Origin of the sequence: Aeromonas finlandensis, from assembly GCF_000764645.1 — a bacterium.
Lineage (GTDB): Bacteria > Pseudomonadota > Gammaproteobacteria > Enterobacterales > Aeromonadaceae > Aeromonas > Aeromonas finlandensis.
In genome coordinates this window covers 46,603-69,247 of sequence record NZ_JRGK01000061.1, presented here as the reverse complement: position 1 = coordinate 69,247, position 22,645 = coordinate 46,603, and the positions used below count along the sequence as shown (strand labels likewise).

General features: G+C 61.4%; 23 protein-coding genes. 12 read left to right on the top strand and 11 right to left on the bottom strand.

What is annotated here, in order from left to right:
* Position 1 precedes the first annotated feature (1 nt).
* Positions 2 to 1,030: a 16S rRNA (guanine(1207)-N(2))-methyltransferase RsmC gene (gene rsmC, locus LD28_RS0108150; RefSeq protein WP_033136484.1), complete on the bottom strand. Its 1,029-nt coding sequence runs from the start codon at positions 1,028 to 1,030 to the stop codon at positions 2 to 4.
* Between the two features lie 280 nt (positions 1,031 to 1,310).
* Here rsmC and dapA point away from each other — a divergent pair, with 280 nt between their 5' ends.
* Positions 1,311 to 2,183: a 4-hydroxy-tetrahydrodipicolinate synthase gene (dapA, locus tag LD28_RS0108145; protein WP_033136483.1), complete on the top strand. Its 873-nt coding sequence runs from the start codon at positions 1,311 to 1,313 to the stop codon at positions 2,181 to 2,183.
* 91 nt (positions 2,184 to 2,274) lie between these two features.
* Here dapA and LD28_RS0108140 read toward each other — a convergent pair whose 3' ends face one another.
* Complete coding sequence (locus LD28_RS0108140) at positions 2,275 to 3,243, bottom strand: CYTH domain-containing protein (protein ID WP_033136482.1); 969 nt, start codon at positions 3,241 to 3,243, stop codon at positions 2,275 to 2,277.
* Between the two features lie 169 nt (positions 3,244 to 3,412).
* Here LD28_RS0108140 and LD28_RS0108135 point away from each other — a divergent pair, with 169 nt between their 5' ends.
* Together LD28_RS0108135 and LD28_RS0108130 are read left to right on the top strand one after the other, a co-directional pair.
* Entirely contained in the window at positions 3,413 to 4,093 is a 681-nt protein-coding gene (locus LD28_RS0108135; RefSeq protein WP_005340244.1) for a TIGR00153 family protein, read from the top strand.
* 25 nt (positions 4,094 to 4,118) lie between these two features.
* Positions 4,119 to 5,384, top strand: coding sequence for an inorganic phosphate transporter (locus tag LD28_RS0108130; protein WP_033136481.1), 1,266 nt, complete (start codon positions 4,119 to 4,121; stop codon positions 5,382 to 5,384).
* A gap of 86 nt (positions 5,385 to 5,470) precedes the next feature.
* Here the strand turns inward: LD28_RS0108130 and LD28_RS0108125 are convergent, their stop codons facing one another.
* Both LD28_RS0108125 and metB read right to left on the bottom strand, forming a co-directional pair.
* A complete protein-coding gene (locus LD28_RS0108125) occupies positions 5,471 to 7,927 on the bottom strand; it encodes a bifunctional aspartate kinase/homoserine dehydrogenase II (protein WP_033136480.1) in 2,457 nt (818 codons plus the stop codon).
* Complete coding sequence (gene metB / locus LD28_RS0108120) at positions 7,927 to 9,099, bottom strand: cystathionine gamma-synthase (protein ID WP_033136479.1); 1,173 nt, start codon at positions 9,097 to 9,099, stop codon at positions 7,927 to 7,929. The genes LD28_RS0108125 and metB overlap by 1 nt, the downstream gene beginning before the upstream one ends.
* Positions 9,100 to 9,309: 210 nt before the next feature.
* On the opposite strand from metB, the gene metJ reads away from it, so the two are divergent.
* Positions 9,310 to 9,633, top strand: coding sequence for a met regulon transcriptional regulator MetJ (gene metJ / locus LD28_RS0108115; protein ID WP_033136478.1), 324 nt, complete (start codon positions 9,310 to 9,312; stop codon positions 9,631 to 9,633).
* Between the two features lie 74 nt (positions 9,634 to 9,707).
* On the opposite strand, the gene LD28_RS0108110 is transcribed toward metJ, so the two are convergent.
* Positions 9,708 to 10,979 (bottom strand): aromatic amino acid transport family protein, encoded by a 1,272-nt coding sequence (locus LD28_RS0108110; RefSeq protein ID WP_033136477.1) that lies wholly within the window; start codon positions 10,977 to 10,979, stop codon positions 9,708 to 9,710.
* Between the two features lie 243 nt (positions 10,980 to 11,222).
* Here LD28_RS0108110 and LD28_RS22935 point away from each other — a divergent pair, with 243 nt between their 5' ends.
* Positions 11,223 to 11,387: a hypothetical protein gene (locus LD28_RS22935; RefSeq protein ID WP_156120147.1), complete on the top strand. Its 165-nt coding sequence runs from the start codon at positions 11,223 to 11,225 to the stop codon at positions 11,385 to 11,387.
* Between the two features lie 29 nt (positions 11,388 to 11,416).
* On the opposite strand, the gene cysQ is transcribed toward LD28_RS22935, so the two are convergent.
* Both cysQ and nudE read right to left on the bottom strand, forming a co-directional pair.
* Complete coding sequence (gene cysQ, locus LD28_RS0108105; RefSeq protein WP_033136476.1) at positions 11,417 to 12,229, bottom strand: 3'(2'),5'-bisphosphate nucleotidase CysQ; 813 nt, start codon at positions 12,227 to 12,229, stop codon at positions 11,417 to 11,419.
* Between the two features lie 37 nt (positions 12,230 to 12,266).
* Positions 12,267 to 12,875 (bottom strand): ADP compounds hydrolase NudE, encoded by a 609-nt coding sequence (gene nudE, locus LD28_RS0108100; RefSeq protein ID WP_033136475.1) that lies wholly within the window; start codon positions 12,873 to 12,875, stop codon positions 12,267 to 12,269.
* Positions 12,876 to 13,022: 147 nt separating this feature from the next.
* On the opposite strand from nudE, the gene yrfG reads away from it, so the two are divergent.
* Complete coding sequence (yrfG, locus tag LD28_RS0108095; protein ID WP_033136474.1) at positions 13,023 to 13,703, top strand: GMP/IMP nucleotidase; 681 nt, start codon at positions 13,023 to 13,025, stop codon at positions 13,701 to 13,703.
* A 98-nt stretch (positions 13,704 to 13,801) separates the two neighbouring features.
* On the opposite strand, the gene LD28_RS0108090 is transcribed toward yrfG, so the two are convergent.
* The 4 genes from LD28_RS0108090 to LD28_RS0108075 all read right to left on the bottom strand — a co-directional run bounded on the left by LD28_RS0108090 (position 13,802) and on the right by LD28_RS0108075 (position 16,466).
* Positions 13,802 to 14,014 (bottom strand): hypothetical protein, encoded by a 213-nt coding sequence (locus LD28_RS0108090; protein ID WP_005348798.1) that lies wholly within the window; start codon positions 14,012 to 14,014, stop codon positions 13,802 to 13,804.
* A gap of 177 nt (positions 14,015 to 14,191) precedes the next feature.
* Positions 14,192 to 14,530: a DUF1294 domain-containing protein gene (locus tag LD28_RS0108085; protein ID WP_033136473.1), complete on the bottom strand. Its 339-nt coding sequence runs from the start codon at positions 14,528 to 14,530 to the stop codon at positions 14,192 to 14,194.
* Positions 14,527 to 15,117, bottom strand: a complete 591-nt coding sequence (locus LD28_RS0108080) for a sugar O-acetyltransferase (protein ID WP_033136472.1) — start codon at positions 15,115 to 15,117, stop codon at positions 14,527 to 14,529. Before LD28_RS0108080 ends, LD28_RS0108085 begins: the two co-directional genes overlap by 4 nt.
* A gap of 86 nt (positions 15,118 to 15,203) precedes the next feature.
* A complete protein-coding gene (locus tag LD28_RS0108075) occupies positions 15,204 to 16,466 on the bottom strand; it encodes an MgtC/SapB family protein (RefSeq protein WP_033136471.1) in 1,263 nt (420 codons plus the stop codon).
* Positions 16,467 to 16,686: 220 nt separating this feature from the next.
* Here LD28_RS0108075 and LD28_RS0108070 point away from each other — a divergent pair, with 220 nt between their 5' ends.
* The 6 genes from LD28_RS0108070 to cbl all read left to right on the top strand — a co-directional run bounded on the left by LD28_RS0108070 (position 16,687) and on the right by cbl (position 22,484).
* Positions 16,687 to 17,688 carry a sulfate ABC transporter substrate-binding protein gene (locus tag LD28_RS0108070; RefSeq protein ID WP_033136470.1) on the top strand — a complete coding sequence of 334 codons (1,002 nt, stop codon included), beginning with the start codon at positions 16,687 to 16,689 and terminating at the stop codon, positions 17,686 to 17,688.
* A 62-nt stretch (positions 17,689 to 17,750) separates the two neighbouring features.
* Positions 17,751 to 18,326: an RBBP9/YdeN family alpha/beta hydrolase gene (locus LD28_RS0108065; RefSeq protein ID WP_033136469.1), complete on the top strand. Its 576-nt coding sequence runs from the start codon at positions 17,751 to 17,753 to the stop codon at positions 18,324 to 18,326.
* 270 nt (positions 18,327 to 18,596) lie between these two features.
* Positions 18,597 to 19,436: a sulfate ABC transporter permease subunit CysT gene (gene cysT / locus LD28_RS0108060; protein ID WP_033136468.1), complete on the top strand. Its 840-nt coding sequence runs from the start codon at positions 18,597 to 18,599 to the stop codon at positions 19,434 to 19,436.
* On the top strand, positions 19,433 to 20,323 hold the full coding sequence (cysW, locus tag LD28_RS0108055; RefSeq protein WP_033113998.1) for a sulfate ABC transporter permease subunit CysW: 891 nt from the start codon (positions 19,433 to 19,435) through the stop codon (positions 20,321 to 20,323). The genes cysT and cysW overlap by 4 nt, the downstream gene beginning before the upstream one ends.
* 23 nt (positions 20,324 to 20,346) lie before the next feature.
* Entirely contained in the window at positions 20,347 to 21,414 is a 1,068-nt protein-coding gene (locus LD28_RS0108050; protein WP_033113999.1) for a sulfate/molybdate ABC transporter ATP-binding protein, read from the top strand.
* Positions 21,415 to 21,536: 122 nt separating this feature from the next.
* A complete protein-coding gene (cbl, locus tag LD28_RS0108045) occupies positions 21,537 to 22,484 on the top strand; it encodes an HTH-type transcriptional regulator Cbl (RefSeq protein ID WP_033136467.1) in 948 nt (315 codons plus the stop codon).
* Positions 22,485 to 22,645 lie beyond the last annotated feature (161 nt).

Here is a 22,645-nt window from a genome sequence, read left to right as displayed (position 1 = left end):
TTTACGCTTTGCTCAGATAGACCTTGAATTTGGCATCACTGCTGATCACCTCAGTCCGTTTGAAGTGTGTTTCCAGTATAGGCTGGTAGCGCAAGAAGGCGTTGGCAACAATGGTCAGCGAGCCATTTGGCAGCAAAAACTCCGGTGCCTTGGCCAGGAACTGTTCAGTCGCCGCATAGAAGGTCTTGAGACCCGCATGGAATGGTGGGTTGGAGACGATATGCTGGAAACGGGTGGAGACATCCGAATAGACATCGGAAGCGGTGACCTTGCCCTGCAGGCCATTGATTGCCAGGGTGCGGCGGCTCGACTCGAGCGCCAGCGCGCTGATATCCACCATGTTGACCCGCAGATCCGGATTGCGCTTGGCCAGCACAGACCCAATCACCCCGGCGCCACAGCCGAAATCGAGCAGCTCGCCCTTCATCGGCGGCACCGCGGCCAGCAGCATCTGGGTGCCGAGATCCAGCTCGGCGGCGCTGAAGACGCCGGGCAGTGCCAGCACGGTCAGCTCGGTATCACCGGCCTTGCACTGGTAGCGGCCAAACCAGCTATCCAGATCGAACGGTTCAACCGGCTTGCAAAGCTCGCCGTGATAGAGGGAGCAGCGGCGGGCCGAGTCACGTTTGACAGGTTTCTCGCCATAGGGGGCCAGCAGCTTGTCGGCGCCATTGATGCCGCCGCGGTTTTCACCGGCCAGGAACAGGTCGGCACCCGCCTCCAGCAAGGGGGTCATCATGGCCAGCAGGTATTGCGCCTCGGCCTTGGCCTTGGGCATCAGCAGCAACAGGGCATCGAAGCGGGGGGCGCCACCGAGCTGGTGGTCGAACAGGATGGCCTCGCCGAGGGCGGCCTGCTGGCTGCGGTAGTAGCAGTAATCGGTGGTAAAGACGGTCAGGGTCTGGGCCAGGGTCGCCAGCTGGCGAGGATAGTCATCCTCCAGCGCGCCGCAGACAAGTAGCCGCTTGCCGACAAAGAGGGCTTGGTTTCGTTCCAGCATCTGGCTGACGGCACTGATTGGGCTGCTCATCGGGTCTCTCCACGCAATTTTGGGCGGCCATTATACATAGCCCCTTTCGCCTTGACATTTATGCCGTGTTCCCGAAATATGCCCAGACACCATTTTTTGACCAGAGATGACGAAATGCGGTTCAACGGGTTGAAACGAAAGCATAAAAAAAGCCTGACATTCGGGCCTGCCGACGTTCGCGCGTAACCTCTCATCCCTGAGAAGCTTCAAACCCCGGTTGCGCACATCGTACCGGGGTTTTTTATTGCCATATGCGTGTCATTTAGGAGAAGGAGATCCCATGTTTCAAGGTTCAATCGTTGCGTTGATCACCCCGTTTCGACAGGGAAAGCTGGATGAAGAGGCGTTGCTGCGTCTGGTGGAGTGGCATATCGAACAGGGCACTCACGGCATTGTGCCGGTGGGCACCACGGGTGAAAGTCCGACCCTGACCCACGACGAACACTGCCGGGTGGTGGAGCTGGTGGTCAAGCAGGTGGCGGGGCGCGTTCCTGTCATTGCCGGGGCCGGTTCCAACAACCCGGTCGAAGCCATCGAGTACACCCTCCATGCCGAGCGGGTGGGCGCCGATGCCACCCTGCATGTGGCCGGTTACTACAACCGCCCCAATCAGGAGGGGCTCTACCACCACTTCAAGGCAGTGCACGACGCCACCGCCAAACCCATCATCGTCTACAACATCCCGCCGCGCGCCATTGTCGATGTGCAGCCCGGCACTCTGGCCCGTCTGGCTGAACTGCCGCGCATTGCCGGGGTGAAAGATGCCACTGGCGATCTGGCGCGCCCCTGGACCGAGCGCCAGCTGATCAAAAAGCCCTTCGCCTGGCTATCCGGTGAAGATGCCACGGCTGTGGCCTATAACATCGGTGGCGGCCAGGGCTGTATCTCGGTGACCGCCAACGTGGCCCCCAAGCTGGTGGCCGAGGTGCAGAACCTCACGCTGGCTGGCAAGTGGCAAGAAGCGCGGGAACTGCAAGACACACTCATTCCGCTTCATCAGGCGATGTTTGCCGAGCCGAGCCCGGCCGGTGCCAAATATGCTGCTTCCCTGCTCGGTTTCTGTAGCGAGGAGTGCCGCCTGCCGGTGATGCCGCTGTCGGAAGCGACCCGCGAGCGCATTCGCAGCGCCATGCAGCAGCTCAACCTGCTGTAATGCAAAATGGGTGAGCCAAGGCTCACCCATTTTGTTTCCGGCCTTTATTTCCGACCTTAAGTGCTGGCATATAGTGCCGGTATAGCCCCGCTTACGCAGCGTGATGCAGCCAGGCGGCGATGGCCAGCTGCAACTCGACATACGCCGGATAGAGGAAGAGATCGGCCAGTTCGGCAGGCCATTCGTTATGCTCGTTCGGCCTGTTTTGCAGATGTGTGTGCAGGCTGGTCAGAGCTGGCAGCCAGGGCGCTGGTTGTGGCAGCCTGGCTGCACTGCGGGCGACCAGATCAACTCCCTGACACAAGGCATCGAACGCCTGCTGTTGAACGCCTTTATTCTGTGGATGCTCCAGCCAGAGTTGCTCGTGATGCTGCCAGTGGCACAGCCCTTCGCTTACCCCCGTTATGCCATCCATACCTTCATGTTCGATCAGTGCCTGCAGGGCCAGCGGTTTGCCAAGGCCAGCCAGTCGATAGCCGCGTTGGGCCTTGGATTGGGCGCCGAGGCGCAGTCCGCCGATCCTGGCGAGGCGCCGGGCCAGTGCAAACAGCGCTGTGGTATCGCCCGACTTGAGCTCCAGTTCCAGCTCGTTGATCGCTGTGCACCCCTGACTGCCGACGATCTCGCCCTGATCCCAGGCCAGTTCAATCTCGGCGTTCTCGAAGGCGATCAGCCAGTGGCGCCGCAGGAAGTCGGTGCGAAACTGGGCGACCAGCTGCTGCTGAATGTGGTCGCGCTCGGTCAGGGTCGGCCAAATCTCATCGGGAAAGGCCGAGAGGGTCGGCAGATCGCCGCTCACGGGGGCGTTGTACTCGGGTCTGGCGTGCAGGCCGCCCACCACCTGGCCGCGGCATTTGATGGTCTGTTCGGCGAAGGCATCGCAGCGGCGGATCCGCAAACCCATCTCCAACTGGCGCAGGGCTAGGGTCGGCGTATCGAAATAGACGTTGCCGAGCTGCTGTTGGGATGATTCTTTAATCTCAAGAGAATTCAGCAGGTTGGATAACTCTGGTTGAATGTCGCTGGCGACAAAAAACTTTATCTCGATCTCAGTTTGCATAGTCATTCCGGGCTGGCAGGCAACTTTGGGGGGCAGGATTCGGGTCACGGGGATATAATGCCCGCGAGACGACTAGATTAATTCGCGGTTTAATTGAGTGCGCAGTTCGGTTACCATGCGCGCCTCATAAAATCGTATCGAGTGTTTTTTCACCGACACAGGTTTGGCCATGCCAGTAAATACTATTTTGGGGCTTTTTGCCAAGTCCCCCATCAAGCCGCTGCAGAAGCATATCGTCAAGGTTCACCAGTGCTCCCAGCAGTTGGTCCCTTTCTTTGACGCCGTTGCCGAAGACCGTTGGGAAGATGCCGAGAAGATCCGGCAGCAGATCGCCCAACTGGAAAAAGAGGCAGATACCCTCAAGCGTGAAATCCGTCTGAAACTGCCTCGCGGCCTGTTCCTGCCGGTTGCACGTACCGACCTGCTGGAGCTGTTGACCCAGCAAGACAAGATTGCCAACCGTGCCAAGGATATCTCCGGCCGCATGCTTGGCCGTCGCATGGAGTTCCCCGCCGAAATGCGGACGGATTTCATGGCTTACCTCAAACGTTGTATTGATGCGACCGCTCAGGCCGAGAAAGCGATCGGGGAGCTCGACGAGCTGCTCGAGACCGGCTTCAAAGGACGGGAAGTGGAAATGGTTGCCGAGATGATCCACCAGCTGGATCTGATCGAGGACGATACAGACACCATGCAGATCGGACTGCGCCAACAGCTGCAAGCGGTTGAGCACAACTACAATCCGATTGATGTGATGTTCCTTTACAAGATCCTCGAATGGGTAGGTGACCTGGCAGATCAGGCCGAGCGTGTAGGCGCCCGTCTGGAACTGATGCTGGCTCGTTCGTAATCGACTGACTGGGTAAACACTATTAATGGACATTATCGCGAATTACGGCACCACTCTGGTGCTCGTGGCGGCCTTGTTCGGCTTTTTGATGGCCTGGGGCATTGGCGCGAATGACGTAGCCAACGCCATGGGCACATCGGTCGGCACCAAATCCCTGACCATCCGTCAGGCGATCATCATTGCCATGATCTTCGAGTTTGCCGGTGCCTATCTGGCCGGTGGCGAAGTGACGGCCACCATCCGTAACGGCATCATCGACAGCAATGCGTTTGTCGATAGTCCGGACCTGCTGGTGCTCGGTATGATCGCCTCCCTGCTGGCGGCGGGCGCCTGGTTGATCCTGGCCTCCTACTTCGGCTGGCCGGTCTCTACCACTCACTCCATCATCGGCGCCATCGTCGGTTTTGCGGTGGTGAGCATTGGCCCGGAAGCGGTGCAGTGGAGCAAGTTTGGCGGCATCGTTGGCTCCTGGGTCATCACCCCGGCCATCTCCGGTGTCATCGCCTACTTCATGTTCATCAGCGTGCAGAAGCTTATCTTCAACACCGATGATCCGCTGAACAATGCCAAGCGCTATGTGCCGTTCTACATGTTCCTGACTGCGCTGGTGATCTGTCTGGTGACCATCAAGAAGGGGCTGACCCACGTTGGTCTGCACCTGACCGATGGCGAGGGCATTCTGCTCTCCATCGCCATCTCCATCGCAGTGGCGTTTGCCGGCTGGATCTACATTCGCGGTCAGAAGTACAACCCGCAGGATGACAGCAAGATGCACTTCGCCAACGTGGAGAAGGTATTCGGCATCCTGATGGTGATCACCGCCTGTGCCATGGCGTTTGCCCACGGCTCCAACGACGTGGCCAACGCCATTGGCCCGCTCTCTGCGGTGGCCTCTATCGTGGCTTCCGGTGGCGAGATCTCCGGTCAGGCAGCCATTGCCTGGTGGATCCTGCCGCTGGGCGGCATCGGTATCGTGATCGGTCTGGCGACCATGGGCGAGAAGGTGATGGCAACGGTCGGTACCGGCATCACTCACCTGACCCCGAGCCGTGGTTTCGCTGCCCAGCTGGCGACTGCCGCGACCGTGGTGATTGCCTCCGGCACCGGTCTGCCCATCTCCACCACCCAGACCCTGGTCGGTGCGGTGATGGGGGTTGGTCTGGCGCGCGGTATTGCGGCGCTGAATCTGGGGGTACTGCGCAACATCGTGGTCTCCTGGATCATCACCCTGCCTGCCGGTGCCATTCTGGCCATCGCGATCTTCTACGTGCTGCAGGCCTGCTTCTCCTAAGAGAGCTCCCTCAGCAACAAAAAGCCCGAGTCATCGACTCGGGCTTTTTTTATTGTGCGCGGGAGTGAGGTGCTCCCTTATCTGCCTTAGAGGCTGGCGCAGATCTGCCAGAGATCGTACTGGATGGCTGCGGCGGTCACTTCCCGACCCGCCCCCGGCCCCTGAATCACCAGCGGATTGGTGCGGTAGCTGTCGCTCTCGATGGCGAAGATGTTGTCGCACGGCAACAGGTTGGCGAACGGGTGGTGGGGCTCCAGCGCCTCCAGTCCGACCCGCGCCTTGCCGTCATGCTCGAAGCGAGCCACGTAGCGCAGCACCTTGCCGAGGCGCTTGGCCCCTTCGAAGGCGGTCTGGATCGGGCCATCCAGCTCTTTGAGCCTGTCCATGAACTGATCGGCGGTCACCTTGCGCAGCGGGACGGGCACCAGATTCTCCAGCTCGATATCGGCGGAGTCGAGCTCGAAGCCCGCTTCCCGCGCCAGAATGAGCAGCTTGCGCCGTACATCCTGACCGGAGAGGTCCTCACGGGGATCCGGTTCGGTCAGGCCGTGCTGCCACGCCTCGTCCACCAGCTCGGAGAAGGGGCGGGTGCCGTCATACTGCTGGAACAGCCAGGAGAGGGTGCCGGAGAAGATGCCGGAGACCCCCTGAATGCGGTCACCGCTCTGGCGCAGCATCTGGATGCTGGACTGGATCGGCAGCCCGGCGCCCACGGTGGCGTTGTAGCGCCACTGCACCTGATGGTCGCGGCAGGTCTGCTTGATGCGCTGGTAGAACTCGCTGTCGGCGGCACCGGCAAACTTGTTGGCGGCGATGATGTGGATGCCGAGCTGGGCAAAATCCGGATAGTAGCGGCTCACCGTTTCGCTGGCGGTCATGTCCAGCGCAATCAGCGCATCGAAGCCGTGCTGCTCAAGCTGGGAGAGCAACTCTGGCCAGATCAGCGCTTTGGGATTGAAGTTGTCCTGCACCTTGAGGGGGTTGAGCCCCTCTTCATCCAGCAGCCCCCCTTCCGATCCGAACACCCCGTAGAGGGTGAGCGCCAGATTGAGTTCATGTTCGAGGCGGGCCTTTTCACGGGCGTAGAGGCTCAGCCAGTGGCCGCCGATATTGCCCTTGCCGAACACCACCAGTCCGACCCGGGTCGGGCGGCTGAACAGGGCGCTGTGCAGGGCGATCAGCAGCGGCTCCAGCACCACCTGACGCAGCACCGCCACCAGACTCAAGCCATCTCTCGCCACCTGTACGAACTCCAGCGGCTGATCTGCCAGCAGCTGATAGAAGCGATGACACTGCTCGGCATTGTCGGTCACCCCGGCCCCCACCAGCGCCACCAGACTGTACCCCTCTTTCTGGATGAGGCCAGTGAAGCTCCCTTGCAGCTGGAAGTCCCGCAGCAATTCAAAAGCCCCCTGCGCCACTTCGAGGGTGTAGGCGAGGCGCAGGATCCGGCGATCCGGCTGGCGCTGCAGGGTGAGCGGGTTGAGACGGTGACGGGCCAGATGGGCCTCGATGGTGGCCACCGTCTGTTCATAGTTGGTCTGCGGCAACACCTTCAGCTCGATGAGGGCAATCTGATCCACCGAGGAGACGATGCGGGCGCCGCCGGAGCGCGGCGCACGGCGCAGAATATGGGTGCAGCCCTCGTCCGGGTTGTAGCTGCAGCGCAGGGTGAGGCGCTGGCGGCTGTCGGCCACCGGTTGCAGGGTGCGCGAGTGCAGTACCGAGGAGCCGAGGCGGGCAAGCTCGTTCGCTTCGGCGAGGCTCAGGCGCTCCAGCAGACGTGCCTCCTTCACCCGGCGCGGGTCGGCGCTGTAGACCCCGGCCACATCGCTCCAGATAGTGGTCGATTCGCCGTCCGCCAGCAGTGCCAACAGGCTGGCGCTGTAGTCGGATCCATTGCGACCGAGCAGCAGGGAGCGCCCCTCCATGTCGGCGGCGATAAAGCCGGTTACCACGATGCGACCGGCATGCTCGGCCAGTCGCGCCTTGAGCAGTTCGCTGGAGAGGGCGGTATCCACCTTGACCAGGGCGCCATCCTCCGCGCGCAGGAAGCTGCGGGCATCGAGCCAGATGGCCTTGTCGCCGCGGCTGGTAAGCAGGGCTGCCAGCAGGCGCGCCGACCACACCTCGCCAAAGGCGAGCAGACCGTTGCGGGCGAAGCGGTCAAATTGCCCCTCCAGGGTCTTGGCGATCAGCTGCATGTCGTCGGCCAGCTGTTTGCTCAGATCGAGCTGCAGTTCACCCTCCAGCAGGCCGTCGATCAAGCTCTGCTGATAGGCCTGCAGGGCGGAGATGGCTTCACCGGCGGCTTCGTCCCCCGCTTCGGCCAGCTCCACCAGCTGGATCAGCCGGTTGGTGGTCTTGCCAGCGGCGGAGACCACGATCAGTTCATCCCCGCCCACCTGCTGTTCAACGATACTGGCGACCCGGCGATAACAGACCGGATCCGCCAGACTGCTGCCACCAAACTTGTGGACGTGACGTCGCTTCAATCCTGCTTCTGCTGCCACCGCGATCTCTCCTTGTTGCTGCTGTTCCATTACTTCGCTACCTGTTCTGCCTGCTGCGCCTGTTCAAAAGCCTGAGCCAGATCGGCCACCAGGTCTTCACCGTGTTCAATACCGACCGACAACCGCAGTAGCTGGCTGCTGATGCCTGCTGCCTGCTGCGCCGCCGGGGTCATGGCCCTGTGGGTCATGCTGGCTGGATGGGCCACCAGACTCTCCACCCCGCCGAGGGACTCGGCCACCGAGAAGAGGGTGAGGGCCGCGAGGAAGGCGCGAATGCCCGCCTCGCTGCAATCGAGTTCAAAACTTAGCATGGCGCCGAAGCCGGACTGTTGACGGCGCGCAATATCATGGCCCGGATGGCTCGGCAGGCTGGGGTGATAGATGCGTTTCACCAGCGGCTCATGTTGCAGGAAGGCGAGGATGCGATCGGTGTTCTCCTGATGGGTGCGCAATCTGGGGGCCAGAGTGCGCAGGCCGCGCAGGGTGAGGTAGGAGTCGAACGCCCCGGAGGTGAGCCCCAGACAGTTGGCCCACCACACCAGGGATTCGGCCAGTGCGGCCTCTTTGGCAATCGCCACCCCGCCCACCACGTCGGAGTGGCCGTTGATGTACTTGGTGGTGGAGTGCACCACCACATCGGCACCGAGGGCCAGCGGTTGTTGCAGCAAAGGAGAGAGGAAGGTGTTGTCCACCACCACCTGTGCACCCACCTCGTGGGCGGCGCTGGCGATGGCGCTGATATCCACCACCCGCAGCAGCGGGTTGGAGGGGGTCTCAACCCACACCAGTGCAGGCTTTTGCGCCAGTGCGGCGGCCATTGCGGCCTCGTCACCCTGATCGACAAACTGCACCCGGTAGTGGCCTTTAGCCGCCAGATATTCAAACAGACGCCAGGTGCCGCCGTAGCAGTCGTGGGGGGCGATCAGCAGATCTCCCGCCTTGAGCAGGGCGGTGGTGACCAGATGGACGGCGCCCATGCCGGTGCCGGTGACCACGGCGCCTGCGCCCCCTTCCAGCGCCGCCAGCGCGTCCGCCAGATTGGTGCGGGTCGGATTGCCGGAGCGGGCATAATCGTATTGACGGGGCTCGCCAAAGTCGGCAAAGGTGTAGTTGCTGGAGAGGTAAATGGGGGGCACCACGGCACCGTGCTGCTGGTCTGTCTCAATCCCGGTGCGAACTGCCAGGGTGGCCTTGTGGGTCATGTCACTCTCTCCTTGAACTGTCTCTGGGCGATGGTTGCTTTGCCTGCGCCACGGCGATCCTGCCATTGCTGGCCTATGGTGAACCACCTTACGCCAGCACAAAAAAGCCGTCAACACTTCTAGACGTCTAAATGGCTTTGCTGTTGGATTGCCATTAATTTCCTTAAGGGTTAAAATCCGCGCTCACGGCTAAATGAGAACAGGTGAGTCATGGGAACAAAGTGGAACGGCGACTACGTCAGCCCCTACGCGGAACACGGTAAGAAGAGCGAACAGGTCAAGAAGATTACCGTCTCGATCCCGCTCAAGGTGTTGAAAGTGTTGACCGATGAGCGCACTCGCCGTCAGGTGAACAACCTGCGTCATGCGACCAACAGCGAGCTGCTCTGTGAAGCCTTCCTGCATGCTTTCACCGGTCAGCCACTCCCTTGTGACGAAGACTTGCGCAAGGATCATCCGGACAGCGTCCCTGCCGAAGCGCGCACCATCATGGAAGCGCTGGGCAAAGAGATCGAAGATTTCGACAAAGAGTGACGATTTGCCATGCACAAGAGGCGACCCATGGGTCGCCTCTTGTCGTTTCTGCCGCCCCGTTTACAGGGCTGCTGTTACTTCAACAGGCTGAAGATAAGCGCCGATACCGCCAGCGAACCGGTCAGCAGGATAAAGCCGTTGGTCCAACCGTGACGGAAACGGGCCAGTGCTTCCACCTTGTAGATGGCAATCACCGGCATGATGAACAGGATCATGGCGATGACCGGGCCGGAGAGGGTCTCCATCAGTCCCAGAATGCCCGGGTTGATGACGGCGGCACCCCAGATGGCGAAGAACATCAGGGCGATGCCCAGCTTGTCCGCCTTGGCCAGCGGCAGGCCGGTGGGCTTGGCGATCAGGCTCTTCAGGCTTTCGCGGGCACCGAGGAAGTGACCGAGGAAGGAGGAGCTGATGGCGATAAAGGCGATCAGCGGCCCCAGAGTCACGATCACCGGGTTATCGGTGATGTTGGCGAGATAGGAGAGCACAGAGACGTTCTGGGCCTTGGCTTCGGCCAGCTGGGCTGGGGATAGGCTCAACACGCAGGAGAAGACGAAGAACAGCACGAAGCCCACCAGCATCACGGTGGTGTTGCGCAGGATCAGGCCGCTCTTGGCTTCCGCCTGCTCGCCATATTCACGTCGCTGCACGTTGGCAAAGCCGGAGATGGCGGCGGCGTGGCTGAAGGCGAACACGGTGACCGGCAGCGCCAGCCAGACGGTGTTAAGAAAGCTCCCGCCCTCAAACGCGGTCACTTCCGGCCACTGCCACTGGGGAATGAGGTAGCAGGAGAGCGCCGCCAGAATGGCCGCCAGCGGATAGACCATAAAGGCGAAGGCGCGCAGCATCGCTTTTTCACCCGCCAGCATCACGGCGATCATGGCGAATACCAGCACGCCGGAGAGCATCACCCGATCAGGGGTCGCCATGCCGAGCTGGTTGACCATGAAACTCTCCACCGTGTTGGTCAGCCCGACCCCGTAGATGAGCAGGATCGGGAAGATGGAGAGGAAGTAGAGCGCCGAGATGAGGCGACCGGCCATCTTGCCGAAATGCTCCTCCGCCACTTCGGTGAAGTCGGCGTGGGGGCGGGAAGAGGAGAGCACGAAGCGCGCCAGCCCGCGGTGAGCGAGGAAGGTCATGGGGCCTGCCAGTACCGCGACGATAACGAGGGGCCAGATCCCGCCCAGACCCAGATTGATGGGCAGGAACAGGATGCCCGCGCCAACGGCGGTGCCAAACAGGCTGATGGTCCAGTGGGTATCGTGGCGACGCCAGCGGGTGGTGCTGGCCGTGGCGGAGTGGGAACCGGATAGCTCCTTGGTAGCCTCTACAGATAGACTCATTACTAATTCACTTTTTGTTAGTGTTTTAATCTGAGTTTATTGTGGTTTATCGGGATTTAATTCTCAAAAAGCGGGGCTGAAACATATCACTGCCATTGCTGGCTTTAGCCAGTGATATTGGGAATGGAATCTGGATCACATAATGCAACAAAACTGACATTGATTGATTTTGTGAAACATAAAACTAAAATTTGATCTCGACTCATTTTTTTATTTTGGCTAATGGTGCATTTTCAGGATTACATGAAAAACCGCACCGTTTCTCACCGACCGATTGTGATGTTTCACTGTCATTTCGCTGCTTTGCCAGCGAATCACGCTGTTCAGGTAGGCCTTGGGCAGCGGATCACTCCGGCCATCACCCCGGGCAACTATCCTGAAAAATCAGGCGGCCATTGGGCCGCCTGATTGCTTGGCGTGGTGACGTCTCGAGCCGCCTAGTGGGCCAGAATGCTGCCCCAGGCGAGATCCGGATCCCCCATCACGATAAAGTCCGGGTTCTCCAGCGACTCGGTTTCGTTGTAACTGAGCGGCTGCAACGCCAGGCTGAGGATGCGGCCACCTGCCGCCTCGACGATGCACTGGGCGGCGGCGGTGTCCCACTCGCCGGTAGGGCCGAGCCGCACGTAGCAATCGGCCGCCCCTTCCGCCACCAGACAGGATTTGAGGGAGCTGGAGCCGAGCGGGATCAGCTCGTAGTTGATGGCCGGGTTGAGGCGGCGGGTGAGGTTCTCCAGCTTCTGGCGGCGGCTGATGGCCACTACCAGCGAGTCGGGCTGGTCATGCTCGTGATGCATGGCGCTGATGGGTAGGGTCTCGCCATTCACCTCCTTGAAGGCGCCGTAGCCGCGCACCGCCCAGTAGAGCACGTCAGATTCGGGGGCGTAGATGACCCCGAGCACCGGTACGTTGTCCCGTACCAGGGCGATCAGGGTGGCGAAATCGCCGCTGCCAGCGATAAATTCGCCGGTGCCGTCGAGGGGATCCACCAACCAGTACTGCCGCCAGTTGGCACGCTGACTGAAGGGCACATCGGCCGCCTCTTCGGTCAGCACCGGCACATGGGGGGTGAGCGCCGACAGCGCCTGCTTGAGGTAGGCATCAGCAGCAAGATCGGCACTGGTGACCGGGGTCGCATCCTCCTTCAGCTGGCGCTCGAACTGACCGCCGTGATAGATGTCGTGAAGGATCCTTCCGGCTTCGCGGGCAATCTCCTTGACCCCCGGCACCCAGGCCAACAACTCCTGCATCTCGTTATCCTCTGTCTGTTAACTGCCCGTCTGCGGGCTACTCTGCCTGCTCCGCCAGCCACTTTTGGGCCAAGAGCAGGGCACTGATGCAGCGCGACTCGGTGAAGTCGGGTCGTGCCAGCAATTCGTCGATCCGGTTGAGGGGCCAGGGGATCACCTCGAGGGGCTCCGGCTCGTCGCCGATCCGCTGCTCGGGGAAGAGATCCTGCGCCAGCAAAATATCCATCCGGCTGGAGAAGTAACCGGGCGCCAGCGACACCTGCTTGAGCAGGGTCAGGCTGTTGGCGCCAAAGCCAGCCTCCTCCATCAGCTCCCGGTTGCCCGCCTCGAAGGCGTTCTCGCCCGGGTCGATCAGCCCCTTGGGGAAGCCCAGCTCGTAGGAGTGGGTGCCCGCAGCGTATTCGCGCACCAGCAGCAGGGTGTGGGCATCGAACAGCGGCACCACCATGACTGCACCCCGGTTGCCGCCGCGCATCCGCTCGTAGACCCGCTCTTCACCGTTGGAAAACTTGAGGTGCAGGGACTCCACCTTGAACAGTCGGCTCTCGGCCACTATTTCGGCCTTGAGGATCTCAGGTTTGCGCTTGGGGTGATCCAGTTGGTCGGCAGAGATGTGCTCGGGTTTGCTCTTGTGGGGGTCGCTCATCGGACGCTGGCTGCTCGTTAAAAAATCGTGCATCAAGAGTAAACGACTCTCACACCGAACACCACGGGCCAGGGATGGCAAAGGGGGAGGAAAAATCCGCTATACTGCCGCTCCATTTCTTCCGCGACCCCGAGATCAAGAGGCCCGATGCCACACTCCCGCTCCACCGCCTTGCCCTGGCACCAGATAGATACCGTCTTGCTCGATATGGATGGCACCCTGATCGATCTCCATTTTGACAACCACCTCTGGCAGCAGCTGGTGCCGGAGCGTTACGCCGAGCGGCTCGGGCTGCCGCTGGATGAGGCAAGGGCGCAGATCGAGGTGCACTATCAGGCGGTCAACGGCACCCTCAACTGGTACTGCGTGGATTACTGGAGCGAGACGCTGGGACTCGACATTCGCGCCCTCAAGCAGGAGCTGCTGGCGAAGATCCAGTGGCGCCCTCACGCCATCCCTTTTCTGGCCGAGCTGCGCGCCGCGGGCAAGCAGTTGGTGCTCTTTACCAACGCCCACCCCGCCAGTCTGTCGGTGAAGGATGCGCAGCTTGGCCTTGCCGACCATCTGGATCTGATGGTGAGCACCCACGAGCTGGGCTGGTCGAAGGAGAGCCAGCTCTGCTGGCAGGCGCTGGCACAGCGGCTGGCGTTCGATCCGGCCCGCACCCTGTTTGTGGATGACAGCGAGCGGATCCTGCGGGCCGCCGCCGACTATGGCATCGGCTATCAGCTGGCGATCCAGAATCCCGACAGTAGCAAGCCGGAGCAGAGCATCACCGCTTTTCCGGCGATCCGCGACTACGCCGAACTACTGCCGCTGGTAATCTGAGTCTGCTGAAACGAGAGAGGGCTGCATCATGCAGCCCTCTCTCTTTATCTGAACTTTGGTTATCTGAAACCTGGTTATCTGAAGCCTGATGGCGAAAATCACAGCTCCCGAAACGGGCGCCGCTTCTCCTCTTCGATGACGATCGCCTCCAGATTGGCGACCCGCTCCTGCAACTCCCTGATGACCAGATCCTGCTTGCCGAGGCGGTCGGTGATGCGGGCATCCCCCATCTGGTAGCGAGCCCGCTTGCCGAGGTATCCGAACAATACGCTGATAAATACGATCAGGACGATGCCTGTCCACATGGTCATGTCACGACTCCTTGTCGTTATCAATATGGTCATCATAAACGGCGAAAACGCTGATGGATCAGCTCTGTTTTCTCATAGCCGCCAATTGGCCGCAATGGGGCCCATTTCGCCTTTGTGATGCAGTTGGCTATTGCTGCCAGAGCGGGTGGCCAAGCCACCACATTGTTACCCAAATGGCTATTGATGCCAGAGAGGGCGGCCAAACCAAAGTCCCCACAGGGTCAGGTGCAGCAGCACGATAAACCAGAACACCAGCCGGTAGCTGTGCTTCCGGGTCTTGTGGCGCAGCCACTGGCGGGCCACCAAGGCACCCGGCCAGCCACCGCACAGCTCCAGCAGATGCAGGCGGGATTCGGGAATGCGCCACTCACCGCGCACCGCCTGCCGCTTGTCCCAGGCGTAAGCGGCCACTGTGAGCAGACTCATGGTCAGCAGTATCCCCAGCGGCCACCACAGCTGGCCGTCGAGGCCGAGCCAGAGGGCGGCACCCAGTGGCAGCAGTGCCAGCGCCATCATTGAGCCAGCTCCCAGCAGCGCTCCTCATCCTGCTTGAGGGTGCGGATCACGCGAGCCGGATTGCCCACCGCTACCGAGTCAGCCGGGATGTCGCGAGTGACCACGGCGCCGGCGCCAATGATGGAGCGTGGCCCTATGGTGACGCCGGGGCAGATGATGGCGCCGCCGCCAATCCAGCAGTCGTCACCGATCTGCACCGGCTTGTTGTAGGCGGTCCAGTTGCGTCGCTCCAGATAGTTCATGGTGTGGGTGGCGGTGTAGATCTGCACGTTGGGGGCCAGCAGCACATGGCTGCCGATGTGCACTTCGCCGACGTCGAGAATGGTGACGTTGAAGTTGAAGAAGGTCTTTTCGCCGATATGGATGTTGCGGCCAAACTCGCAGGTAAACGGCGTGCTGATCCAGCAGGAGTCGGGGCAGTGGCCAAAGAGTTCGCGGCAGATCTGCTGGCGCAGAGATTCATCGCCTGCAGATGATCCATTGAGTCGGGCCAGCAGCGCCTGCCCGCGGATCCGGTCGTTGGCTATCTCCTCGCTCTGGCTATCCAGTGCCCCGCCTGCCAGTACCTTGTCCCAGTCGCTCGCCATTGCTACCTCCTCATGCTACAAGAGCGGGCAGTATACGTGACAGTCAGTCGGGTCGTCAGTCTGTCACTTGTTGCAGGTGAGCCCCGTCAACCTGCGGGCCAGATTAGGGGCAGGATCAGCAGGACCGAGACGAAGTAGGGGAGCAGCACCCGTAGCCCCAGACTGCGCCCGCCGATGCCAAGGGCCAGTAACCCCTTCACCAGCGAGTTGACCAGCCCGGCCAGTAGAATGCCGCGAGCGGCCACCTCCAGTGCCAGCTCCTTGTGGGAGAGCTGGGAGAGCGACAATGTAATGGCGTCCACATCGGTGATCCCCGACACCAGCGACAGCAGATAGACCCCCGAGTTGCCCACCTTGTCTTGCAGCAGGGTGGCCATAAAGCCGATCAGTGCCAGCAGCAGGCCGAACTTGATGGCGGTGGCCAGATCGAGCGGATTGCTGGTCTCTGGCTGTACCGGGCCGTCAGTCAGCTCTTCGCGCTGGCGCCAGAACCAGAAGGCAAAGCCGTAGACGGTGGCTGCCAGCAGCAGCAGAGGGGCGGCCAGGCGCATCGCCAACTCGCTGTGGATGAGCAACACCAGCACCAGCAGTCGCAACCACATGGTGGCTCCCGCCAGCAGGATGCCGGTAGCCAGCAGCCGCTCCAGCCCCCCTTGTTCCTTGTTGAGGCGGGCGAACTGCAGGGTAAGGGCGGTGGAGGAGGCCAATCCCGCCAGTATGCTGGTGAGCACCAGCCCGGCGCGGGTGCCGAGCAGCCGTACCGCGAAGTGGCCGCAAAACGAGATGCCGGCGATCACCACCACCATCAGCCAGATCTTGAAGGGGTTGAAGGCATCGAGAGGGCCCATCTCTTCGTTGGGCAGTACCGGCAGCAGCACCAGCGAGATAAGCAGAAAGCGCAGGGTGGCGTGAAACTCGGTTTCGCTGAGAAACAGCATCCCCTGCTGGATCTGTCCCTTCAAGCCCATCAGCAGGGCCGCCAGCACGGCGCAGGCCACCGCTTCGCTCGGGCTCAGCAGTACCGACATCAGACCCAGCAGATAGGTGAGCAGCATGGCGACCGAACTGGTGAGGCCGAACTCCCCCTGCCAGCGCTGGGCCAGCCAGACCGAGAGGCCGCAGCCGATCACCACCGCCAGCAGGCCGAGCAGCGGCAGCCAGGGGCCCAGGGTCGGCAGCAGCAAACCGCACACCCCGCCAAGCAGGCCGATGAGGCCGTAGGTACGCATCCCGGCGATGCGTTGGTTATCCCCCAGCTGGCGCACCTGCCAGCCCCGCTCCAGCCCGATGATAAGACCGATGGCCAGCGAGACCAGGGCGCCATTGACGGGTTCAGCATTGATCCACATAACGACTTCCTTTTCGTCATCTGCCAGCCTTGCTTCCATGATGGCACAGCGTGCAAGGGGGCAGAGGGGCATGGCTCACAGAGTCTGCGTCCGGCACCTTGTGTCGATGGAGATAGTGGCTTGATATGAGCAAAAGAGATAAGCAAAGAGCTATTTCTTTCTTCTCGGCATAACAACTCCACGGCATGCTGCTCTCAACCCAACGATATGGAGGTTCACCATGAAACTGCGAATGACCGCCCTGACCCTGCTCTCCCTGCTGGCACTTGGCCAGGCCAACGCCGCCGAGATCCGCCTGCTCAACGTCTCCTACGATCCGACCCGCGAGCTGTTTCAGGAGTACAACGCCGCCTTTGCCAAGGAGTGGAAGGCGAAGACAGGTGACGACGTGGTGGTAAGCCAGTCTCACGGTGGCTCCGGCAAGCAGGCTCGCGCCGTGGTGGATGGGCTGGAGGCCGACGTGGTGTCGCTGGCACTGGCCTATGACGTCAACGCCATCGCCAAGGCGGGGCTGACCGCCGCCGACTGGCAGAGCCGCCTTGGCAACAATGCTGCACCCTATACCTCCACCATCGTTTTCCTGGTACGCAAGGGCAATCCCAAGCAGATCAAGGATTGGGATGACATGGTGCGCAAGGATGTCGCCATCGTGACCCCCAACCCCAAAACCTCCGGCGGTGCCCGCTGGAACTATCTGGCCGCCTGGGGTTACGCCCTCAAAAAGAGCGGCAGTGAAGAGGGGGCCAGGCAGTTTGTCGGCGATCTCTACAAGAACGTGAAGGTGCTCGACTCCGGCGCCCGCGGCGCCACCACCAGCTTTACCGAGCGCGGTCTTGGCGACGTGCTGCTGGCGTGGGAGAACGAAGCCCTGCTGGTGCTTGGTCAGGCGGGGGCCAGCGACAAGTTCGAGCTGGTGGTGCCTTCTGTCTCCATTCTGGCGGAGCCGCCGGTTGCGGTGGTGGACAAGGTGGCCAAGAAGCATGGCACCGAAGCGGTATCCAAGGCGTACCTCGACTACCTCTACTCCGACGAGGGGCAGCATATCGTCGCCAAACATCACTATCGCCCCAGCAACCCGGCGATCCTGAAGGAGACGGCGGCGCAGTTCCCGAAACTTGCCCTCTTTACCGTCAAGGATCTGGAGGGGGATTGGGAGAAGGCCCAGAAGAAGCACTTCGCCCAGGGTGGTCTGTTTGACCAGATCTACCAGCCCGGTGGCTGAGGCAGATAACTCCATTTACCCCCTTTGAACTGGCCCCTGTGCCAGCCGATAGGAGCACCAAGATGAACAAGATCCTCCTGGTTCCCGGTCTGCACAACAGTGGGCCGGATCACTGGCAGAGCCGCTGGCACGATCACTTTCCCCAATGGCAGCGGATGACAGGACTGCCGTGGGACAAGCCAGACCTCAGGGTCTGGAGCGCCAAGCTGGCGAGCAAGCTGAAAAGTCGCCGCAGCCGGGTCCATCTGGTGGCCCACTCCTTCGGCGCGCTGACCGCCATCGCGGCGGCCCGATTGCAGCCGGAGAAGGTCGCCTCAATCTTTCTGGTGGCCCCCGCCGATCCCGCCCGCTTTGGCATTGCGGATGAGGCCTTGGCCGGGCCGCTGCAGGTGTCGGCCCAGCTGGTGGCCAGCCGCAACGATCCCTGGATGAGCTTTGAGCGGGCCGAATACTGGAGTCGTCAGTGGCAGGTGCCGCTGTTTGATGCCGGTGAGGCGGGCCATATCAATGCCCAGTCCGGTCATGGCGATTGGCATCAGGGGCTGAATTTGCTGGGTACCCTTTATCGCCGTGGCGAGCTGGTGGTGGCACCGGTCAAGGCTACTTCGGCCCGGCCTGTCGCACTCGGTTTTCGCTAGTTGTCTGTGAAGTGGTTGGAGGGCTGACGATCGCGCGGTTCGTTGGTTGCTCCATGCCCCGTTCTTTGAATGTTGCGCTCCGTATTGCTCCATTTCTTAGGTCTTTTATTTATATAAAAGACCTTTTTTTATTTGGATCGCTCTAAAAGCCTTGTTCCACCGTTGTTAGACAAAAAAGTAATTAGCAAAGTCGCAAACGGTGTTTGTTGCGGATAGGAAGAGTGCGCAGAATCACCACATCTGAAATTATTCATAACAGATGGATGTGTTATGCGATTTGGTTCTTATTCTGTCTTGCCGGGTTTTGGCCCTACCTTTGGCTTCACTCTGCTCTATTTGGGCGTGCTGGTGCTGTTACCGCTCTCGGCACTGGTGCTGTTTGCGGTGAACAACCTGAGTGCTGCCGAGTTCTGGCAGGTGATCGGTTCGCCGCGAGTGCTCGCCTCTTTTCGCCTTAGTTTCGGCGCGGCCTTTATCGCGGCGCTGCTTAACAGTCTGTTCGGGCTGATCCTGGCCTGGATCCTGGTGCGCTACACCTTCCCCGGCCGTCGACTGGTGGATGCGCTGATCGACCTGCCATTTGCCATGCCGACCGCCGTCTCCGGCATCGCCCTCTGCGCCATCTTCGCCCCCAACGGCTGGATCGGCCAGTTGCTTGCGCCGCTCGATATCCAACTCGCCTACAACCCCATCGGGGTGGTGATTGCGCTCACCTTTATCGGATTGCCGTTCGTGGTTCGCACCCTGCAGCCGGTGCTGCGGGAAGCCGAGAGCGAGCAGGAGGAGGCGGCCGCCAGCCTCGGCGCCGATCGCTGGCAGACCTTTCTGCGGGTGCTCTGGCCGACTCTGGTGCCGGCCCTGCTCACCGGCTTTGCGCTGGCGTTTGCCCGCGCGGTGGGGGAGTACGGCTCCGTCATCTTTATCGCTGGCAACCTGCCGATGGTTTCCGAAATCGCGCCGCTGATGATCATGAGCCATCTGGAGGAGTACGACTACGCGGGTGCCTCCGCCATCGCCGTGGTGATGCTGCTGATTTCATTCATTTTGTTACTGCTAATCAACAAGTTGCAGGCCTGGAGCTGGTCTCGCATCGGAGGGAGCCGGATATGAGTTCATCTGCTATCGCCATTGAGGTCGCCCCTGTGGAGGCGGCCCCTGTTCGCAAGGCGCCGGTCGTGATCCGCGAACCCCAGTGGGTCAAGTGGTTGCTGATCACGGTGGGTCTCGGCTGGTTTGCTGCCCTGCTGCTACTGCCGCTGGCCACCGTCTTTATTCAGGCGCTGACACCGGGGCTCGCCTTCTTCTGGCACGCCATCAGCGAGCCGGATGCCCTGAGCGCCCTTGGCCTCACCGCGTTGGTGACCCTCTGCGCCGTTCCCCTCAACCTGCTGTTCGGGATCGCGGCGGCCTGGGCCATCGCCCGCTTCCGCTTTCCCGGTCGTCAGCTGCTCATCACCATCATCGATCTGCCATTTTCGGTGTCGCCGGTGATTGCCGGTCTGATGCTGGTGCTGCTGTTTGGCAGCCGCGGCTGGTTTGGTGACTGGCTGAGCGAGCATGACATCAAGATCATCTTCGCGACGCCGGGGATCATCCTGGCCACCACCTTTATCACAGTGCCGTTCGTGGTGCGCGAGCTGCTGCCCCAGATGGAGGCACGCGGCCCGGAAGAGGAGGAGGCGGCCATCATGCTGGGGGCGAGCGGCCTGCAGATGTTCTGGCGCGTCACCCTGCCCGGCATCCGCTGGAGCCTGATGTATGGCCTGCTGCTCTGTACCGCCCGGGCGGTGGGGGAGTTTGGCGCCGTGTCGGTGGTCTCCGGCCATATTCGCGGTCAGACCAACACCCTGCCGCTGCATATCGAGATCCTCTACAACGAGTACCAGACCGGCGCCGCCTTTGCGGTGGCAAGCCTCTTGGCTCTGTTCGGGATCTTTACCCTGCTGGGTGAAACCCTGTTGGCCCGGCTGCGTGGTCAGCCCACCAAATCTCACTGAATCACCGTTTTAAAGAGGCAGCCATGAGCATTCAGGTTCAACAACTCAACAAGCATTTCAATCAGTACGCAGCGCTGGCAGACATCAACCTCGACTTTCACGACGGTGAGCTGGTGGCGCTGCTCGGCCCCTCCGGTTGCGGCAAGACCACGTTGCTGCGGATCATCGCCGGGCTGGAGCAGGCCGACTCTGGCCACGTCATCATCCGGGGTGAGGATGCCTCGGATCTCCATGTGCGCGAGCGCAACGTCGGTTTCGTATTCCAGCACTACGCCCTGTTTCGCCACATGACGGTGTTCGAAAACGTGGCGTTTGGCCTGCGGGTCAAACCGCGCAGCGAGCGCCCGGCCGAGGCGGCGATCCGCGCCCGGGTCAAGGAGCTGCTGGATCTGGTACAGCTCAGCCACGTGGCCGAGCGCTACCCGACCCAGCTCTCCGGTGGTCAGCGTCAGCGGGTCGCATTGGCCCGCGCGCTGGCGGTGCAGCCCAAGGTGCTGCTCTTGGACGAGCCCTTCGGCGCCCTTGATGCCCAGGTGCGCAAGGAGCTGCGCCGCTGGCTGCGCGAGCTGCACGACGAGCTGCACGTCACCAGCCTGTTCGTCACCCACGATCAGGAGGAGGCGCTGGAGGTGGCGGATCGGGTGGTGTTGATGAATGCCGGACGAGTCGAGCAGATCGGTACCCCGGCCGAGGTCTACGACCAGCCCGCCAGCTCTTTCGTCCACAGCTTCCTCGGCAGCGTCAACCAGTTCCGCGGTCGGGTGGCCGAGCAGGGATTCGGCATCGGCGAGCAGCTGCTCGGCGGGCCATCGGCTTCCCATCTGGCCCACGGCAGTGCAGCCATCGCCTATGTCCGTCCCCATGAGCTGGAGATCTTGCCAGCCGATGCGCCGGGCGGGATCCGCGCCACCATCACCCGTCTGCTACCCATGGGGCCGCGCATTCGGGTGGAGCTGCGTGGCGATGGCGAAACGAAAGGGGCCCACTACGAGGCGGAGCTGACCAAGGAGGCGGCCAAGCTGTTTGCTCCGGGTCAGGGGGTGAAGCTGGTGGCCAGACAGGCGCAGTTCTATCCCGACTATCAGATTTGATGCTGTGTTGCGGGCGGTGTGGCCGCCCGGTTCAGGCGCTCTGCCGGGGCATGATCCGGCCAAATAACAAAAATGAGGGGGTGACCAGATTGTGTCGCCCACCCTTCGCAGGAGGCGACAAGGTGAATTTTCAGCAGTTACGAATTATCCGGGAGGCAGCGCGGCGGGATTACAACCTGACCGAGGTGGCCAACGCCCTTTTTACCTCGCAATCCGGGGTGAGTCGCCATATCCGCGAGCTGGAAGAGGAGCTCGGTATCGAGCTCTTTATCCGCTACGGCAAGCGGCTGCTCGGTATGACCGAGCCTGGCAAGGAGCTGCTGGTGATTGCCGAGCGCATTCTCAATGACGCCAACAACATCCGCAAACTGGCCAGCACCTTTGCCAACCGCGACTCGGGCCGCTTGCTGGTGGCGACCACCCATACCCAGGCCCGCTACGCCCTGCCGCGGGTGGTGAAGGCGTTTCGCGAGCAGTTCCCGCTGGTACAGCTGGAGCTGCGTCAGGGCAGCCCGGAGGAGATAGTGCGGCTGGTGCAGACCGGTGAGGTGGATATCGGCATTAGCAGCGAGCAGCTCGACAAGAGCGAAGGGGTGGTGGCATTTCCCTACTACCGCTGGCACCACAACATCGTGGTGCCCGAGCTACATCCGCTGGCTGGCGAGCGGGCTCTGACCCTGGCGGCGCTGGCCAACTGGCCCATCGTCACCTATCAAGCCGGGTTGACCGGGCGGGTGCGGGTGGACGAAGCCTTTGCTGCGGCGGGTATCGAGCCGCAGATCCTGCTGACGGCGCAGGACTCCGATGTCATCAAGACCTATGTCGAGCTGGAGATGGGGGTCGGCATTCTGGCCGATATGGCGTTCGACGCCCAGCGGGATCAGGGGCTGGTGCAGCTCGACGGCAGCCATCTGTTTGCCCCGCACACCGCCTGGATTGGCCTCAAGCAGGGGCAGTTCCATCACAACTTCGCCTGGCAGTTTATCCAGCTCTGCAACCCCGAGCTGGCGCTGGCGGATATTCAGGCCCGCGCCATGGGCAGCGAGCCCGCCATCGACTTCCAGATTTGAGTTCGGAAGAGAAGAGAGAAGGGGAGCCAATGGCTCCCCTTCTTCATTGCTGCCAGATGATATTGCTAGCGAAAACAGACGGCTTCATATGAATTTTTTCACTTAGATTTGCCAGTTAATTTTGTTTGTTATCCGGTACTTGGATTGCAGGATGGAATAAG

Excerpts from the sequence above, each read along its gene's own strand:
- metB (WP_033136479.1), bottom strand. The coding sequence starts at position 9,099 with ATGACCCACAAGGCCACCCTGGCAGTTCGCACCGGGATTGAGACAGAC.
- dapA (WP_033136483.1), top strand. The coding sequence starts at position 1,311 with ATGTTTCAAGGTTCAATCGTTGCGTTGATCACCCCGTTTCGACAGGGA.
- LD28_RS0108085 (WP_033136473.1), bottom strand. The coding sequence starts at position 14,530 with ATGATGGCGCTGGCACTGCTGCCACTGGGTGCCGCCCTCTGGCTCGGC.
- yrfG (WP_033136474.1), top strand. The coding sequence starts at position 13,023 with ATGCCACACTCCCGCTCCACCGCCTTGCCCTGGCACCAGATAGATACC.
- LD28_RS0108125 (WP_033136480.1), bottom strand. The coding sequence starts at position 7,927 with ATGGAACAGCAGCAACAAGGAGAGATCGCGGTGGCAGCAGAAGCAGGA.
- LD28_RS0108075 (WP_033136471.1), bottom strand. The coding sequence starts at position 16,466 with ATGTGGATCAATGCTGAACCCGTCAATGGCGCCCTGGTCTCGCTGGCC.
- cysQ (WP_033136476.1), bottom strand. The coding sequence starts at position 12,229 with ATGCAGGAGTTGTTGGCCTGGGTGCCGGGGGTCAAGGAGATTGCCCGC.
- metJ (WP_033136478.1), top strand. The coding sequence starts at position 9,310 with ATGGGAACAAAGTGGAACGGCGACTACGTCAGCCCCTACGCGGAACAC.
- LD28_RS0108070 (WP_033136470.1), top strand. The coding sequence starts at position 16,687 with ATGAAACTGCGAATGACCGCCCTGACCCTGCTCTCCCTGCTGGCACTT.
- LD28_RS0108140 (WP_033136482.1), bottom strand. The coding sequence starts at position 3,243 with ATGCAAACTGAGATCGAGATAAAGTTTTTTGTCGCCAGCGACATTCAA.
- LD28_RS22935 (WP_156120147.1), top strand. The coding sequence starts at position 11,223 with ATGAAAAACCGCACCGTTTCTCACCGACCGATTGTGATGTTTCACTGT.
- cysW (WP_033113998.1), top strand. The coding sequence starts at position 19,433 with ATGAGTTCATCTGCTATCGCCATTGAGGTCGCCCCTGTGGAGGCGGCC.
- LD28_RS0108090 (WP_005348798.1), bottom strand. The coding sequence starts at position 14,014 with ATGACCATGTGGACAGGCATCGTCCTGATCGTATTTATCAGCGTATTG.
- LD28_RS0108080 (WP_033136472.1), bottom strand. The coding sequence starts at position 15,117 with ATGGCGAGCGACTGGGACAAGGTACTGGCAGGCGGGGCACTGGATAGC.
- LD28_RS0108050 (WP_033113999.1), top strand. The coding sequence starts at position 20,347 with ATGAGCATTCAGGTTCAACAACTCAACAAGCATTTCAATCAGTACGCA.
- cysT (WP_033136468.1), top strand. The coding sequence starts at position 18,597 with ATGCGATTTGGTTCTTATTCTGTCTTGCCGGGTTTTGGCCCTACCTTT.
- LD28_RS0108130 (WP_033136481.1), top strand. The coding sequence starts at position 4,119 with ATGGACATTATCGCGAATTACGGCACCACTCTGGTGCTCGTGGCGGCC.
- LD28_RS0108110 (WP_033136477.1), bottom strand. The coding sequence starts at position 10,979 with ATGAGTCTATCTGTAGAGGCTACCAAGGAGCTATCCGGTTCCCACTCC.
- rsmC (WP_033136484.1), bottom strand. The coding sequence starts at position 1,030 with ATGAGCAGCCCAATCAGTGCCGTCAGCCAGATGCTGGAACGAAACCAA.
- LD28_RS0108065 (WP_033136469.1), top strand. The coding sequence starts at position 17,751 with ATGAACAAGATCCTCCTGGTTCCCGGTCTGCACAACAGTGGGCCGGAT.
- LD28_RS0108135 (WP_005340244.1), top strand. The coding sequence starts at position 3,413 with ATGCCAGTAAATACTATTTTGGGGCTTTTTGCCAAGTCCCCCATCAAG.
- nudE (WP_033136475.1), bottom strand. The coding sequence starts at position 12,875 with ATGAGCGACCCCCACAAGAGCAAACCCGAGCACATCTCTGCCGACCAA.